At 63.4% G+C, this 15,830-nt stretch carries 13 protein-coding genes; 5 read left to right on the top strand and 8 right to left on the bottom strand.

The genetic code is table 11. The features are described from left to right. Positions 1 to 253 precede the first annotated feature (253 nt). The 4 genes from FNV92_RS18130 (at position 254) to FNV92_RS18115 (ending at position 7,194) form a co-directional block, all read left to right on the top strand. Positions 254 to 1,738 carry a phospholipase effector Tle1 domain-containing protein gene (locus FNV92_RS18130; RefSeq protein WP_143845362.1) on the top strand — a complete coding sequence of 495 codons (1,485 nt, stop codon included), beginning with the start codon at positions 254 to 256 and terminating at the stop codon, positions 1,736 to 1,738. 814 nt (positions 1,739 to 2,552) lie between these two features. Then, a complete protein-coding gene (locus FNV92_RS18125; protein ID WP_143845363.1) occupies positions 2,553 to 3,584 on the top strand; it encodes a TRAP transporter substrate-binding protein in 1,032 nt (343 codons plus the stop codon). 39 nt (positions 3,585 to 3,623) lie between these two features. After that, positions 3,624 to 5,519: a TRAP transporter large permease gene (locus tag FNV92_RS18120; RefSeq protein ID WP_143845365.1), complete on the top strand. Its 1,896-nt coding sequence runs from the start codon at positions 3,624 to 3,626 to the stop codon at positions 5,517 to 5,519. A gap of 25 nt (positions 5,520 to 5,544) precedes the next feature. Next, on the top strand, positions 5,545 to 7,194 hold the full coding sequence (locus tag FNV92_RS18115; RefSeq protein ID WP_168213656.1) for an acyl-CoA synthetase: 1,650 nt from the start codon (positions 5,545 to 5,547) through the stop codon (positions 7,192 to 7,194). 115 nt (positions 7,195 to 7,309) lie between these two features. Here FNV92_RS18115 and FNV92_RS18110 read toward each other — a convergent pair whose 3' ends face one another. From FNV92_RS18110 to metG, 6 genes are all read right to left on the bottom strand, one after another. Continuing rightward, a complete protein-coding gene (locus FNV92_RS18110) occupies positions 7,310 to 8,287 on the bottom strand; it encodes a TRAP transporter substrate-binding protein (RefSeq protein ID WP_143845369.1) in 978 nt (325 codons plus the stop codon). Positions 8,288 to 8,326: 39 nt separating this feature from the next. Beyond that, complete coding sequence (locus FNV92_RS18105; RefSeq protein ID WP_041748313.1) at positions 8,327 to 9,640, bottom strand: TRAP transporter large permease; 1,314 nt, start codon at positions 9,638 to 9,640, stop codon at positions 8,327 to 8,329. 2 nt (positions 9,641 to 9,642) lie between these two features. Then, the gene (locus FNV92_RS18100; RefSeq protein ID WP_143846284.1) at positions 9,643 to 10,242 is read right to left on the bottom strand and encodes a TRAP transporter small permease; all 600 of its coding nucleotides are present in this window, start codon (positions 10,240 to 10,242) and stop codon (positions 9,643 to 9,645) included. Between the two features lie 155 nt (positions 10,243 to 10,397). Then, positions 10,398 to 11,195, bottom strand: a complete 798-nt coding sequence (locus FNV92_RS18095) for an MBL fold metallo-hydrolase (RefSeq protein WP_143845370.1) — start codon at positions 11,193 to 11,195, stop codon at positions 10,398 to 10,400. 13 nt (positions 11,196 to 11,208) lie between these two features. Beyond that, complete coding sequence (locus tag FNV92_RS18090) at positions 11,209 to 11,985, bottom strand: TatD family hydrolase (RefSeq protein WP_143845371.1); 777 nt, start codon at positions 11,983 to 11,985, stop codon at positions 11,209 to 11,211. Between the two features lie 12 nt (positions 11,986 to 11,997). Then, positions 11,998 to 13,671, bottom strand: coding sequence for a methionine--tRNA ligase (gene metG, locus FNV92_RS18085; protein ID WP_244623678.1), 1,674 nt, complete (start codon positions 13,669 to 13,671; stop codon positions 11,998 to 12,000). Between metG and FNV92_RS18080 the strand changes: the two genes are divergently transcribed. Then, on the top strand, positions 13,610 to 14,104 hold the full coding sequence (locus FNV92_RS18080) for a hypothetical protein (RefSeq protein WP_244623679.1): 495 nt from the start codon (positions 13,610 to 13,612) through the stop codon (positions 14,102 to 14,104). The genes metG and FNV92_RS18080 overlap by 62 nt on opposite strands. Here FNV92_RS18080 and FNV92_RS18075 read toward each other — a convergent pair. Next, positions 14,101 to 15,147, bottom strand: a complete 1,047-nt coding sequence (locus FNV92_RS18075) for a DNA polymerase III subunit delta' (RefSeq protein WP_143845376.1) — start codon at positions 15,145 to 15,147, stop codon at positions 14,101 to 14,103. The genes FNV92_RS18080 and FNV92_RS18075 overlap by 4 nt on opposite strands. Continuing rightward, entirely contained in the window at positions 15,144 to 15,830 is a 687-nt protein-coding gene (gene tmk / locus FNV92_RS18070) for a dTMP kinase (RefSeq protein ID WP_143845378.1), read from the bottom strand. Before tmk ends, FNV92_RS18075 begins: the two co-directional genes overlap by 4 nt.

Below are 15,830 nucleotides of genomic sequence, written 5' to 3'. Positions count from 1 at the left end.
GCGCCCTCCGACCGGTCCTTGGGACCGCTGAATTGGCGCGCCGACGCGCGCGAGTTTTCGTTCGCGAACCGCATAAGGCCCCCCGGGGCCGAAACCGCTGCCCGTATTTCGGGCACTTATCTTGAACACGTGGGATGGGCTCGCACTTCTTCAAGATATTGAGAGTCGAAATTATTGAGCCGCTAGATATTGACATTTAACGAATCGCACGCGCTTCATGGCCAACTTCAACCTGCAGTAGGCCGATTTTGCCATGAGCGATGAGGTATCGGTTGAGAACCCGTCCCTAAGGGGGCGCAATATCTTGATTTTTTCCGATGGTACGGGCCAGGCTGGTGGCCTGCGTCCGGACGAAAATCGGTCCAACATCTACAAGCTGTACCGCGCGAGCCGCTGCGGCCCCGACACGGACATCGACCCTGCGGACCAGTTGGCGTTCTACGATGCTGGTCTTGGCTCCCAGCCGCCCGGAGGAGCGATCTTCGCCACGCGGGCCTACCGATGGCTCCACAATGTCGCGAGCCAAGCGACCGGGCTTGGGATCACGACGAACATCGTCGACTGCTACGCAGCCATCATCCGCATGTGGAGGCCCGGAGACCGGATCTTCCTGTTCGGCTTCAGTCGAGGCGCCTACACAGTGAGATGCCTGGCGGCGGTGATCGGGCTCTGCGGCGTGCCGACCAGAATGCCCGATGGGTCGCCGCTGCGTCGCGACGTGGGAACGACGACCCGTGTCGCTCGGGAAGCAGTCAAGACAGTGTACCAGCACGTCAGCTCGCCGAAGGACGCGGCGTATTTGGCGCAGCGCGTCGCTCTCGCTGAGCGCTTCCGACAACGGTACGGCAGCGACCGGACTGGCGGCCCGAACGCGGTGCCGTTCTTCATCGGCGTGTTCGACACCGTCGCGGCTTTGGGAAGCTATCTGCTCTCCGGGGCGCTGGTCGGTTCCGCCGCGCTCCTCATCCTCGCGGCCAGCTACGCGCAGTCGTTCTTCCTGTTTCCGTTCCTGCCGACCTTCTTCTGGTCGATGGGCGTCGCGGCTCTCGCCGCGTTGGTCGGATACGTCGCGACCCACGTGAAGTTTGCGACCGGCCTGAAAGAACATTCGTTCCTTCAGACGCTTCATCTCGCGACGCCCAAGATGCAGTTCTACGACCTGCACCTGAACAACGCGGTCTGGTATGCGCGCCACGCCATGTCGATCGACGAGAACCGCGCCGATTTCGCTAGGGTGCCGTGGGGAGGGGCTCACAACAAGGGACCTGAACGTCCGGACGAGTATCCGGATTGGCTGCAGCAGATCTGGTTCGCGGGCAACCACAGCGACGTAGGCGGCAGCTATCCGGAAAACGAGGCACGCTTGTCCGATATCACGCTCGCCTGGATGGTTCACGCAGCCAGAAACCTCCCGGATGGGCAGACTGCAGACGGTTTCGGCATCAGGGTCGACGACCGATATCTCAAGCTCAATCCGGACCCGCTCGGTCCGCAGCACGACGAGCGCGAGCCCGGCTGGCTCGGGGGGCGCTTCAAGTGGGCCGAAGGACTCCGCGAGGTCCAGCCCGAAGCCATCCTGCATTCCAGCGTGTTGGAACGCCTCGCGGCCAAAGACGGAGTCCAGCACTACTACGAATTGGCGCTCTACCGACCCATGAATCTGGCGCGCCATTCGAAGCTCGGAGACTATTATCCGGTGGCTGGCTCCGAGGTGCGACCGACGGTGACCGAGGAATAGAGTCCATAGTGTTATCGCTTGGACTGGAAGCGCAGGTGAGGGCGGGGGCGCCCGAGCTGCCGTTTGCTCCGACCAAGACCATCGTGCCGGCCAACAGGATCAAGTGAGCTCGAAGCCCTCCTGACGGCGTCACCGTAACGGATTCTTGGTATCGGCACGCGGTCAGTTGATCGCGACATCCGGTGCGCGAGGCCCAGGCCAAAATGAGCGATGCTGCGTTAGAAACCCCGATCGCGCGGTAACTGACCGTGCGATTCAGCGGACTTAGCTTCCCATGCCTTTCGTTCCGCATCTCCAGCGACGAACGCTGGCGAGTTCTCCGCCGAAGGGTGGACGTGGGCTGCAGTCGCGTTTGCCAAGGAAGCCAGCGTCTACCGGGCTGTGGCGATCGCGGCCTGCGGCTCGACGATTGTCTCCTAGACAGACTCAAAATGGCTGAGAACAGACTCAGATTAAGAGAGAAGCTTCACAACCCAACACCAGCGGCACCATATCCACAATTCGCATAAGGTATATTATGGAATATATTTATCTACAGTTCTATCAAATACTTAGTTGGATCTCCTGCCACAGCGCCTTTGCTCTAGGCCTGTTTCCGGCTTGAACCTCAACCGACGCCGCAGCGCTTGACGGCTACTGTGCATGGGGTTGTTCTCGCGTTTCTTGTCCGGCGCATCTCGCCGAAAGCCGATATTGCCGCGACGTTGTCCGGCTGCAATAAGCGAGCTTCGCGAGATCGCAGATGACCTTCTGGCCCGACGTCCGTATAGGTTTGCATCTCACAACAAGAACAAACTTCCGAGGAAGCAGACCCATGGTCTTTTCAACCCGTTTTTCCCGACGCACGCTTCTCAAGGCCTCCGCCGCGACCGCCGTCTTTGGCGGCGTCAGCGCGCCCTATGTGGCCCGTGCCCAGGCCGCCGAGTTCACCTACAAGTTCGCCAACAACCTGCCGGAATCGCATCCGTTCGTGGCGCGCGCCCGTGAGATGGCGGCGGCCATCAAGACCGAGACCAATGGCCGGTTCGACATGCAAGTGTTCCCGAACAGCCAGCTCGGCTCCGACACCGACATGCTGAGCCAGGTGCGCTCCGGCGGCGTCGAGTTCTTCACGCTGTCCGGCCTGATCCTGGCGACCCTGGTGCCGGCGGCCTCGATCAACGGCATCGGCTTTGCGTTCCCCGATTACCCCACGGTCTGGAAGGCCATGGACGGCGACCTCGGCGCCTATGTGCGTGGCGAGATCAACAAGGCCGGCCTCGAGGTCATGGACAAGATCTGGGACAACGGCTTCCGCCAGACCACGTCCTCGACCAAGCCGATCAACGGTCCTGACGACTTCAAGGGCTTCAAGATCCGCGTGCCGGTGTCGCCGCTGTGGACCTCGATGTTCAAGGCGTTCGACGCCTCGCCCGCCTCGATCAATTTCGCCGAGGTCTATTCGGCGCTGCAGACCAAGATCGTCGAGGGCCAGGAGAACCCGCTGGCGCTGATCTCGACGGCGAAGCTGTACGAGGTCCAGAAGTACTGCTCGATGACCAACCACATGTGGGACGGCTTCTGGTTCCTGATGAACCGCCGCGCCTGGGCTGCGCTTCCGGACGACATCAAGACCATCGTCGCCAGGAACGTCAACGCCGCCGCCGTGAAGGAGCGCGAGGACACCGAGAAGCTCAATATCAGCGTCAGGCAGGAGCTGACCGGCAAGGGCCTGCTGTTCAACCAGCCCGAGGTCGGGCCGTTCCGCGACAAGCTGCGCTCGGCAGGCTTCTACAATGAGTGGAAGGGCAAGTACGGCGAGAAGGCCTGGGAGCTGCTCGAAAAATCCGTCGGCAAACTGTCGTAACGCGTCAGCAATAGGGGCCTTGCCAGGAGTTTAGCCTACATGGCTCATGTCGAGATGACGCCAGCGGTGACACCCACCTTGGCCGGCGAGGTGGCTCAGTCCCCTCGCCGCCGGTCCCTGCTCGGTTCCATCGAGCTTGCACTCAAATGGCTGGTCGAGATCCCGGCGGCGATCCTTGTCGTCGCCGAGATCGTGATCCTGTTTGCCGGCGTGGTCTCGCGCTACGTGCTGCATGCGCCGCTGGTGTGGTCCGACGAGCTGGCCTCGATGCTGTTCCTGTGGCTGGCGATGCTGGGCTCGGCGGTCGCATTCCGCCGCAGCGAGCACATGCGGATGACGGCGCTGGTCGCGAGCGCCGGTCCCAGGCTCTGGGCTTATCTCGACGTCGTTGCGACCTGCGCGGCGCTGGCGTTCCTGCTGCTGATCGTGCACCCGTCCTATGAATATGCCTACGAAGAGAGTTTCATCACGACACCGGCACTCCAGATCTCCAACACCTGGCGCGCGGCCGCGCTGCCTGTAGGCATCTGCCTGATGGTGCTGTTCGCGCTGCTGCGGCTCGCCCGTGTCGGCAACCTCAAGACCTTGCTGACTGCCGTGGCAACGGTCGTCGTGTTGATCGCCCTGTTCTGGTTCGCGCAGCCGCTGTTCAAGCCGCTCGGCAACATCAACCTCATTATCTTCTTCGTCGGCGTGGTCGGCTTTTGCGTGTTCGCCGGCGTGCCGATCGCGTTCGCCTTTGGGCTTGCGATCTTCGGCTATCTGGCGCTGACCACGCGGACCCCGTTGATGGTGCTGGTCGGACGGATGGACGAGGGCATGAGCCACCTCATCCTGCTCTCGGTGCCGCTGTTCGTCTTCCTCGGGCTCCTGATCGAAATGACCGGCATGGCGCGGGCGATGGTGGCGTTCCTGGCAAGCCTGCTCGGCCATGTCCGCGGCGGCCTGCATTACGTGCTGGTCGGTGCCATGTACCTGGTCTCCGGCATCTCCGGTGCCAAGGCGGCCGACATGGCGGCCGTCGCACCGGTGCTGTTTCCGGAGATGAAGCAGCGCGGCGCCAAGCCCGGCGATCTCGTCGCCCTGCTCGCCGCCACCGGCGCCCAGACCGAAACCATTCCGCCGAGCCTGGTGCTGATCACCATCGGATCGGTCACGGGCGTCTCGATCTCGGCGCTGTTCACCGGCGGCCTGCTGCCCGGCGTCGTGCTGGCGCTGACGCTGTCGGGGCTGGTGTGGTGGCGCTACCGCGGCGAGGATCTCAGCCACGTCCGGCGCGCCACGTCGGGCGAGATCGCCCGTGCGTTCGTGGTCTCGATCCCTGCCCTGGCCCTGCCCTTCGTGATCCGTTACGCCGTCGTCGAAGGCATCGCGACCGCCACCGAAGTCTCGACGATCGGCATCGTCTACGCGCTGGTCATCGGGCTTCTGATCTACCGCCAGTTCGACTGGCGGCGGCTCCTGCCGATGCTGATCGAGACCGCCTGCCTGTCCGGCGCGATCCTGCTGATCATCGGCACTGCGACCGGCATGGCATGGGGCCTGACCCAATCCGGCTTCTCGCGAGCGCTGGCGGCTTCCATGACCGGCCTGCCCGGCGGCGCCGCGACCTTCATCGCCGTCTCAATCCTGGCCTTCGTGATCCTCGGCAGCGTGCTGGAAGGTATTCCAGCCATCGTGCTGTTCGGACCGCTGATGTTTCCGATCGCGCGGCTGGTCGGGGTGCACGAGGTGCACTACGCCATGATCATCATTCTGGCGATGGGTATCGGGCTATTCGCCCCGCCGTTCGGCGTCGGCTATTATGCCGCCTGCGCCATCGGAAAGGTCGATCCAGCCGAAGGCATCAGGCCGATCTGGGGCTATCTGCTGGCGCTGCTGGTGGGATTGATCATCGTCGCGATCTTCCCCTGGATCTCGATCGGATTCCTGTAGAGGGCGGCGTTCAAGGAGGGTGTCGATGAGCGAGCGGCAGAACCAGTACAACATCGGCCTGGACAAAACCCCCGCCAACTACGTGCCGCTGAGCCCGCTGAGCTTCCTGGCGCGCAGCGCCGCCGTCTATCCCGATCACGTCAGCACGGTCTATGAGGGCCGCAGCTTCACGTGGCGCCAGACGCATGAGCGCTGCAAGCGTTTTGCCTCCTGGCTTGCCGGCAAGGGCATCGGCGTCGGCGACACCGTCGCGGCGATGCTGCCGAACATTCCGGCGATGAACGAGGCGCATTTCGCTGTGCCGATGACGGGTGCCGTACTCAACGCGCTCAACATCCGTCTCGATGCGCCCTCGATCGCGTTTCAGCTCGACCATGGCGGCGCGAAAATCATTCTGGTCGACCCCGAATTTTCAGGCGTCATCACCGACGCGCTGGCACAGATGAAGGGACCGAGGCCATTCGTTGTCGATGTCGACGATGCGTCCTTCAAAGGCGGCAAGCGCATCGGCGAGATCGAGTATGAGGCCGCCGTCGCGCAAGGCGATCCGGACTTCGTCGCGATCACGCCACGCGACGAATGGGACGCCATCGCACTGAGCTACACCTCGGGCACGACAGGCAATCCCAAGGGCGTCGTCACCCATCATCGCGGCGCGTATCTCAACGCTGTCAGCAACATCCTCGCGGGCAATCTCGGCCAGCACCCGGTCTATCTCTGGACGTTGCCGATGTTCCATTGCAACGGCTGGTGCTTTCCCTGGACCATGGCTGCAGCCGCCGGCATCAACGTCTGCCTGCGCAAGGTCGAGCCGACCAGGATCTTCGAGTTGATCAGGACGCACGGCGTCACTCACATGTGCGGCGCGCCGATCGTCTACAACACGCTGATCAACGCGCCCGATGCGCCGAAAGGCAACGCCGTCCGTCGCGTGGTCGGGCTGATCGCCGGTGCAGCACCGCCGGTTGCGGTGCTCGAAGGCGCGGAAAACATCGGCATCAAGCTCACCCACGTCTATGGCCTGACCGAGGTCTACGGCCCCGCCTCCGTTTGCGCCGAGCAGCCTGGCTGGGACGAGCTTCCGCCCGCCGAGCGCGCGCGGATGAAGCGGCGGCAGGGCGTGCCCTACCCGCTCGAGGAAGGCGTCACCGTCATCAACCCGCAGACCATGCAGCAGGTGCCGCGCGACGGCGAGACCATCGGCGAAGTCATGTTCCGCGGCAATATCGTGATGAAGGGTTACCTCAAGAACGAGAAGGCGACGAAGGAAGCGTTCGAGGGCGGCTGGTTTCACACCGGCGATCTCGGCGTGCTCGACGAGCACGGCTACGTCACCATCAAGGATCGCTCCAAGGACATCATCATCTCCGGCGGCGAGAACATCTCGTCCGTCGAGGTCGAGGACATCCTCTACAAGCATCCGGCCGTGCTGTTCGCGGCCGTGGTCGCAAAGCCCGACCCGAAATGGGGCGAGGTGCCCTGCGCCTTCGTCGAACTGAAGGATGGCGCCAGCGCAACAGAAGCCGACATCATCGCCTTCTGCCGTACGCATATGAGCGGCTTCAAGACGCCGAAGGCGGTCGTGTTCGGACCAATCCCGAAGACGTCCACGGGCAAGATCCAGAAATTCCTGCTGCGCAATGAGGTCGGATCGGCGAAGGCGATTACGGCGTAGCCCAGTTAACGGCGCTCCGTTCGAGCGCCGCCCCAGCAGCAAGGCGCAGCGCCCCCTTGCGGCGCCGTTGCCTTGTGGTCGCAATTGGTCGCAATGGCAGAGAGGCTTCCTGCCCTCACATCTTCTTGTAAGCTTCGACCACGGCCTGGCCGTCGGCGCCGGCTTTCTTAAGCCAGTCGGCGGTGAGCTGCTCGCCGACCTTCTGGAATCCGGCCTTCAGCGCCGGGCTCGGGGGCTCGACCGCCATGCCCTTGGCCTTGAGCTGGTCGAGATACCAACTGGCCTTCTCTTGCCAGGCTTTCCAGCCGCGCGTTTCCGCCGTTGCGGCGGCCTTGAGAATGGCGTCCTGTGTGGGCTTGTCGAGCGCCTCGAACGCGGCCTTGTTGACGAAGGTGTAGTCCTTCGGAATCCAGGCCTGCACATCATAGAAATATTTCAGCGACTCCCAGGCCTTGGAATCGTAACCGGTGCCGCCCGACGACATGAACGAATTCACCACGCCGGTCGCAAGCGCCTGTGGCAGTTCAGCCGCCTGGATCGTGACGGACTGCGCTCCGACAAGTTCGCCGATACGCGCCGTTCCGACGTTGTACGCTCGCCATTTTAGGCCCTTCATGTCTTCGATCGTCGCGAGCGGCTTGTTGACATAGACACCCTGTGGCGCCCACGGCACGACGAAAAGGAGCTTAAGGCCCTGCGCGTCGAGCTTCTTGGCGATCAGCGGCTTCGAGGCCTGATACAGCTTCATCGCATCCGGAAAGCTGGTCGCGAGGAACGGCACCACGTCGATGCCGAACACAGGATCCTCGTTCTCATGGATAGACAACAGCAGTTCACCCATCTGCGCCTGCCCGGTCACGACCGCGCGTTTGATGTCGGGCGCCTTGAAGAGCGAGGCGTTCGGGTGAACGGTGATCAGCAGCTTTCCGGACGTGGCGGCTTCAACGTCCTTGGCGAAAGCAACCAGATTTTCCGAATGGGGATTGTCCGACGGGTATGCCGCCGGCAAATTCCATTTGGTCTGGGCAAAAGCAGGCGCAGCCGCCAACACGGCGCCTGCGATCAGGGCGGCGCGGAGCAAATGAGACGTCATCATACTTCTCCTCACGGTCAATTCGAAAGTCTGGTGCGATCAATCAGGAAAGGCAAGCTTGGGCAGGAACAGCACGATCTGCGGATATTCTGTGATGATGAATACGGCCGCCAGCAGCAGAACGAAGAACGGAAACGCTGCCCGCGCCACGGTGAGGGTATCGCGGCCGCTCATATTCTGGAGCACGAACAGGTTGAAGCCGACCGGCGGCGTGATCTGCGCCATCTCGACGTGGATGATGAGATAGACGCCGAACCAGACCAGATCGAGCCCGGCCTGCTTCACCATCGGTAGCACGATGACTGCGGTCAGCACGATCATCGAGATGCCATCGATCAGGCATCCCAGAATAATGTACATGATGCTCAAATAGAGCGCGAGCATGCCCGGCGTGAGCTGCTGTCCCTGGACCCAGGTCGCAAGCGCCGCCGGGATGCCCGTATAGGCCATCGCGGCTGTCGTGTAGGCGGCGCCTGCCAGGATCAGCATGATCATGCAGGTCAGGCGCGTAGCGCTCATGATGCTCTCGAAGAAAGTCTGGCGCGTGAGCGTGCCGCTCCACCACGCCAGCAGCAACGCGCCGGAGACGCCCCAGGCGGCACATTCGGTCGCGGTCGCAAAACCAAGGACGAGCGAGAGGAAGACGGCCAGGATCAGAAGCAGGCACGGGGCGAGCTTGGCGGACTCTTGCAGCTTCCGGCGAAACGGCATTGGCGGGTCGCGTGGGGGGACCTTCTTCGGATTGAGCAGCGACCAGATGATGATGTAGCCGGAATAGAGCACCATCACGAGCACGCCCGGCAGGAAGCCGCCGAGGAACACCTGAAGCACGGAGACGTTTGCCGTCACAGCATAGACGACCATCGGGATCGATGGCGGAATCAGCAGGCCGAGTGTGCCGGAGCCCGCCAGCGATCCGAGGCTCAGGCCCTTGTCGTAGCCGCGCTTGTCGAGCTCGGGCAGCGCTATCTTGCCAATGGTCGCGCAGGTCGCAGCCGAGGACCCAGAGACCGCCGCGAAGATACCGCAGCCGATCACGTTCACATGCGTCAGCCGTCCCGGCAGCCACTGCACCCAGGGCGACAGGCCACGGAACATCTCCTCCGAGAGTTTGGTGCGGAACAGGATCTCGCCCATCCAGATGAACAGCGGCAGCGCGGCCAGCGTCCAGGACGAGCTTGCGCTCCAAGTGGTGGTCGCCAGGACCGAGCCAAGCGGCAGGCTCGTGGTCAGCGCCATCGCCACGAAGCCGACGAGCCCAAGCGAAACCGCGATCCAGATGCCGCTTCCCAGCAGCAGGACCATGACGCCAAGGAGGATGAAGGAGAGCTCGATCAAGCCGAGATTGGCCATGGTCAACCGCCGCCGCCTTGCGAGATACGCTCGATGAATTCGTCGGGCGTCTCGTCCGGCGAGCCCCTCTCGTAGCTCGGCCGGTGACCGCCGACGACGTTGATCGTTTCATCGATCAAAGCGATCGACAGGATCGCAAGGCCGCCGGAAAAGCCGAGTTGGGGAATCCAGAGCGGAAGCGCGACCACGCCCTGCGCCACGTCGTTGAAGCGCCAGGAGTCGTAAGTCATCTGTATCGCATGTCGGGTAAAGTAGAGAATGAAGGCCGTCGCAACGCAGAGCGCCACAATCTCCGCGACCTGCTTGGTCCGCCCGCGCAAGCGTTCGAGCAGAAGGCCGACCCGGATCATCTCGCCGCGCTTGAAGGTATGAGCGAGGCCCAGGAACGCCATCGCGGCCATGCACCACGAGGCAAAATCGTCGCCGGCCGGGATGTTGAGCGTAAACTGCCGCCCGATCGACATCACCATCATGATCGCGAAGATCGCAAAAAGGAAGACGCCGGCGGCGTAGCCCGCACCAAGGTAGAGCATATCCAAAACGCGTCGGACCAGCCCAACGGCCGTTACGTCGTCGCCGTGCCTTGCCAACCTGGCCCCCATCTTCATCTTGCGGCTCGATGAAGCCCGGCGATATCGCCAGACCCGCTTGATTATCGCCTCAGTCCAACGCCTGTCTTTGAGACGTTAGACCAACACGATGAGGCTCGCGAAAGCAAGGAGCATGCCGGGCAGCGGCAAATTTGCGCCGGATGCGCTTAGTGCGTCTCCAGCCGCAGCCCGTCATGAGCCGGCACTACGCCTGATGGCAGCGATTGCCGGATCACCTCGTAATCGACGTCGGCGGTCATGTTGGTGATGACAGCGCGCTTCGGCTTGAAGCGTTCGATCCAGGACAGCGCGTCGTTGATGCTGAAATGGCTTGAATGTTGGGTGTAGCGCAGACCGTCGACGATCCAGAGGTCGAGATTTTCCAGCGCGCCCCAACTCTCGCGCGGAATATCGTTGAGGTCGGGCGTGTAGGCGGCATTCCCAATGCGATAGCCGAGCGCCGGGATCTGGCCGTGCTGCACCAGAAAGGCCGTCATGGTCACGGCACCGCCCTTCCCCAGAATGGTCTGCTCTTCGCCCGCTTCGATCGAATGCCGCGTCAGGATCGGCGGATAGTCGCTGCCCTCCGGCGAAATGAAGCAGTAGGAGAACCGCGCCATGATGTCCTTGGCGGTGGACTGGTTGAAATAGGTCGGGATGCGCCGGCGCATGTGCATGACGACCGAACGAAGATCGTCCATGCCGTGGGTCTGGTCGGCGTGCTCGTGGGTCAGGAACACCGCGTCGATGTGGTCGACATCGGTCGAGAGCAATTGCTCGCGCAAATCCGGCGAGGTGTCGATCACGATCCGTGTGGTGCCGTGCTCGGACTTCCGTTCGACCAGCAGCGAACAGCGCCGGCGGCGGTTCTTGGGATTGTTGGGATCGCAGGCACCCCAGCCGAGTGCCGGGCGCGGTACGCCGGCGGAGGAGCCGCAGCCCAGGATCGTCAGCGTCAGCGTCATGCGGCTCCCAATCTCAAGCTTTCACCTTGGAGAACAGGCGGAAGAAGTTTTCGGTGGTCTGGCGCGAGATCTCCTCAAACGACACGCCGCGCGTCTCGGCGAGCACCTTTGCGACCTCGACCACATAGGCCGGCTCGTTGCGTTTGCCCCGAAACTTGCCGGGCGCAAGATAGGGCGAGTCTGTTTCAACCAGAATACGGTCAGACGGCAGTTCGGCCGCCAGCGCGCGCAGGGCTTCCGACTTCTTGAAGGTCAGGATTCCCGTGAAGCCGATGTAGAGACCGAGCGACACCGCCTTCAGTGCCAGTTCGCGCCCGCCCGTGTAACAATGCAGCACGGCACGAAACGATCCTTTGGCCACCTCCTCTTCCAGGATGTGGGCACAGTCTTCGTCCGCTTGGCGGGTGTGGATCACCAGCGGCAGACCAGTCGCGCGAGCGGCTGCGATGTGGGCACGAAAGCCCCTCGCCTGCGCCTCCGGCGAGCCATTGTCGTAGAAATAGTCGAGACCGGCCTCACCGAGCGCGACGACCCTGGGATGCTCCGTCAGCGCGATCAGTTCGTCCGGCGAAATGCCGTCGTCCTCATCCGCATGGTGCGGATGGGTGCCGACCGAGCAATAGACATCGTCGTAGCGCTCGGCGATCGCCAGAAGCTGGTGCAGCTTTCGCACCCGCGTCGAGATCGTGACCATGCGGCCAATGCCGGCCGCACGCGCACGCGACACGATCCCGTCGAGATCTTCCGCGAAATCCGGAAAATCCAGATGGCAGTGACTGTCGACCAACATCGCGCGAACGCCTTACGCCGCCGGTTCGATGTAACGCGGGAACGCCGGTGTCGGCGCCGGCAGCATCGAGCCCGGTGCAATGCGCTTGGCATCGCCAAGCGCAGCGAAGTTCCGCTCTCCCGCGGGGATCCCGAGGCTGTCGAGCAGCAATCCGGAGGCGGTCGGCATCGCCGGCTGGGCCAGGATCGCGATCTGGCGCACGACTTCGGCGGTGACATAGAGCACCGTCTTCTGTCGCGCCGGATCGGTCTTGGCCAGCGCCCACGGCGCCTCGCCCGCGAAATAGCGGTTGGCTTCCGCGACCACGGCCCATACGGCGTTGAGCCAGTGATGGATCTGCTGCGTCGCCATCGCTTCGCGACTCGCCGCGATCATGCCGTCGGCCATCGCCAGGATCGCCTTGTCGTTGTCGCTGAACTCGCCGGGCTCCGGCAGTACGCCGCCGAGTTGCTTTGCGACCATCGACAGCGAGCGCTGTGCGAGGTTGCCGAGGTCGTTGGCGAGATCGGCATTGATACGCGCGACGATGGCTTCATGGTTGTAGTTGCCGTCCTGGCCGAACGGCACCTCGCGCAGGAAGAAATAGCGCATCTGGTCGACGCCGTACTGGTCGGCAAGGTTGAAGGGGTCGACGACGTTGCCGACCGACTTCGACATCTTCTCGCCCCTGTTGAACAGGAAGCCGTGGGCATAGACCCGCTTCTGCACGGGGATCCCGGCCGACATCAGGAACGCCGGCCAGTACACCGCATGGAAGCGGATGATGTCCTTGCCGATGATGTGCACATCGGCCGGCCAGTAGCGCCAGTTCTTGTCGCTCTCGTCGGGGAATCCGACGCCGGTGATGTAATTGGTCAGCGCGTCGACCCAGACATACATCACGTGCTCTTCGTCGCCCGGCACCTTGACACCCCAGTCAAAGGTCGTGCGCGAGATCGAGAGATCGCGCAGTCCACCCTTGACGAAGCTCACCACCTCGTTCTTGCGCGAGTCCGGTCCGATGAAATCAGGGCGTTCGGCGTAGAGCTTCAGCAGCTTGTCCTGATAGGACGACAGCCGGAAGAAATAGCTCTTCTCGTCGACCCAGTTGACCGGCGTCCCCTGCGGGCCGAGGCGTACGCCGTCGTCGTTCAGGCGGGTCTCCTCCTCGGCGTAATAGGCCTCGTCACGCACCGAATACCAGCCGGAATAGGTGTCGGCATAGATATCGCCGTTCGCCTCCATGCGCCGCCAGATCTCCTGGCTGGAGCGATGGTGCTGCTCTTCGGTGGTCCGGATGAAACGGTCGAACGAAACGTTCAGACGCTCGTCCATTTCCTTGAAGCGGGCCGCGTTGCGGGCGGCCAGTGCGGACGGAGTAAGGCCCTCGTTCTGCGCGGTCTGGATCATCTTCAGGCCGTGCTCGTCGGTGCCGGTCAGGAAGAACACGTCCTTGCCGTCGAGCCGCGCGAAGCGCGCCAGCACGTCGGTCGCGATGGCTTCATAGGCGTGGCCGATATGCGGGCTGCCGTTGGGATAGGCGATTGCTGTCGTGATGTAGAAGAGATTGTCGCGCGCGGGGGCGGCAACGGGGGCGGTGACCTGCGCCGCCGCGACGGGATTCGGAACGCGCGGCGCCTTCGGCTTGGCAGCTTTCGGCGGCGTGACGACAGGAGCCGGTGCGGCGGTCACGGCGGGAGCAGTCACCCTCGCCTTCCCGACCACCTTCTTCGCCGGAGCCTTGTTCTTCCCGGAGGCCTTGGCTGGCTTGCTGGCGGTCCTTGTCTTCGAAGTCTTCTTTGCGATGACCTGCTTCTTCGCAGCCTTCTTGCCGGCCTTATTTGCCGTCTTCGCGGCGCTCTTCTTCACGCCCTTCTTTGCAACGGCTTTCTTGCCTTTCTTGACCTTCTTGGCAGTCTTGGACGCGCGCGTTTTTGCAGCCTTCTTCGCGGCTTTCTTCACGGCCTTCTTGGCAGCCCTTTTCTTGCTGCTTTTGGCTTTGACGGTTTTCTTAGCTCGCGTGGCCACGACGAATTCCTTTACCGGCTTCTCGAAATTTGGAAACGAACCTGCGTTCGGTCATTGGTTTGAGCATGATCCTCTTGCAGAACGGCTGCACACTTTCCGGATCATGCTCTAGCGCGCTGCGTCCGCCAGCCAGCCGAACACCGAAAAAACCAAGGGCTTTCGCTCCAGATTGTAGGTTTCGGTGTCGCGTGCGGCGCGGACGATCTTTTCCCATACCTCAGCTAGGCGCGCAAGGCGCGGCAGGTTCTGGTTGGCATTGGCCTCGTCGACATGCAGGCGTTCCGCGATCCAGCGGTCGATGCCGTCGATGAAGGCCGCCAGCGCGACGCGGTCGCTGGTCCCGAGCGAATCGCCGAGCGTGTGCAATTCTCGCGGATCGACCTGCGGAAGCTTCGCCAGCAGCGCCGCCGTACGCTGCTGAAGCTTCAGGGCGTCGCCGCCAAGCAGCGTCAGCGCACGCGCGACGCTGCCTTCGGAGGCCTCCGCCGCTTCGCGCAGAGCGGGATCGTTCGGATCGAGGTCGGCGGCTGCGGCGGCGGCGCCAATCACATCGTCGGTTGCGAGCTGGCGCAGGCGCAGCTTTCTGCAGCGTGACTGAATTGTGGCGAGCACGCGTGCGGGCGCGTGGCTTACCAGCAGGAACAGCGATCGCTGCGGCGGTTCTTCGAGAATCTTCAGCAGCGCGTTGGCCGCATTCGGATTGAGCTCGTCGACGGTGTCAACGATGCAGACGCGCCAGCCTTCGGCCGCCGCGGTCGATCCGAAAAAGCCGATCGTCTCGCGCGTCTCGTCCACGGTGATCACGGTGCGCATCACGCCGCGGTCGTTGGCGGTGCGCTCCAGCGTCAGCAGGCCGCCATGGGAGCTGGCCGCAACCTGCCGTGCCACCGGGTGGTCCGCGTCCACCGCAAGGTCATCGGCAGCCTGCACGGCGGCCGCCAGCGGCTGGCCGTGGGCGAGCACGAAACGCGCCATCCGGTAAGCCAGCGTCGCCTTGCCGATCCCCTGCGGCCCGCCGATCAGCCAGGCATGCGGAATACGCCCACTGCGATAGGCCGCGAGCAGCGCCGCTTCGGCTTCGTGATGGCCGAACAGCAGGCTCGTCTCGCGCGGATGCGGAATGGCGGACTCGCGCTCGACGGGACGCCGACTCATGCTGACACCACCGAAGCGGGAGTCGGCAGGAGGCGATCGCGCAGCGCCGTCCAGACACGTGCGGCCACCGTGTCGGGATCAGAATTGGCGTCGATCAGCACGCAGCGGTCAGGATCGTCCGCAGCGATCTTGCGATAGGCCTCGCGCAGGCCTTGATGGAAGCTGAGTTTCTCGCCCTCGAACCGGTCGGGCGTGCCGCTGCCACGACGCGCGGCTGCACGCTGCAGGCCGATCTCGACGGGCAGGTCGAGGATGATGGTGAGGTCCGGCTTGAGATCACCGATCGTGACTCGCTGCATTGCGTTGATGAGGCCGACCGGAACGCTGCCGAGGCTACCCTGATAGGCGCGCGTCGAGTCGGCAAAGCGGTCGCACAGTACCCAGGCGCCATGGTTGAGCGCGGGCTGGATCACGGTGCGGACATGGTCGTCGCGGGCGGCGGCGAACAGCAGCGTCTCGGCCTCGGGTCCAAGCAGCTTGCCCATGCCTGACAGCACCAGATGGCGCATGATCTCGGCGCCCGGCGAGCCGCCCGGCTCGCGCGTGACGAGGATGCGCATCCTTGCCGCCTTGAGGCGGTCGGCGAGCTTCTTGATCTGGGTCGACTTGCCCGTCCCCTCGCCGCCTTCAAAGGTAACGAAGCGTCCCCGTCCGGACGGCCGCTGTACCGCGCGTTCACTCAT

Origin of the sequence: Bradyrhizobium cosmicum (genome assembly GCF_007290395.2) — a bacterium.
GTDB lineage: Bacteria > Pseudomonadota > Alphaproteobacteria > Rhizobiales > Xanthobacteraceae > Bradyrhizobium > Bradyrhizobium cosmicum.
Note: the sequence above shows the minus strand (reverse complement) of the source record. Positions and strands in the feature narration are given on the sequence as shown.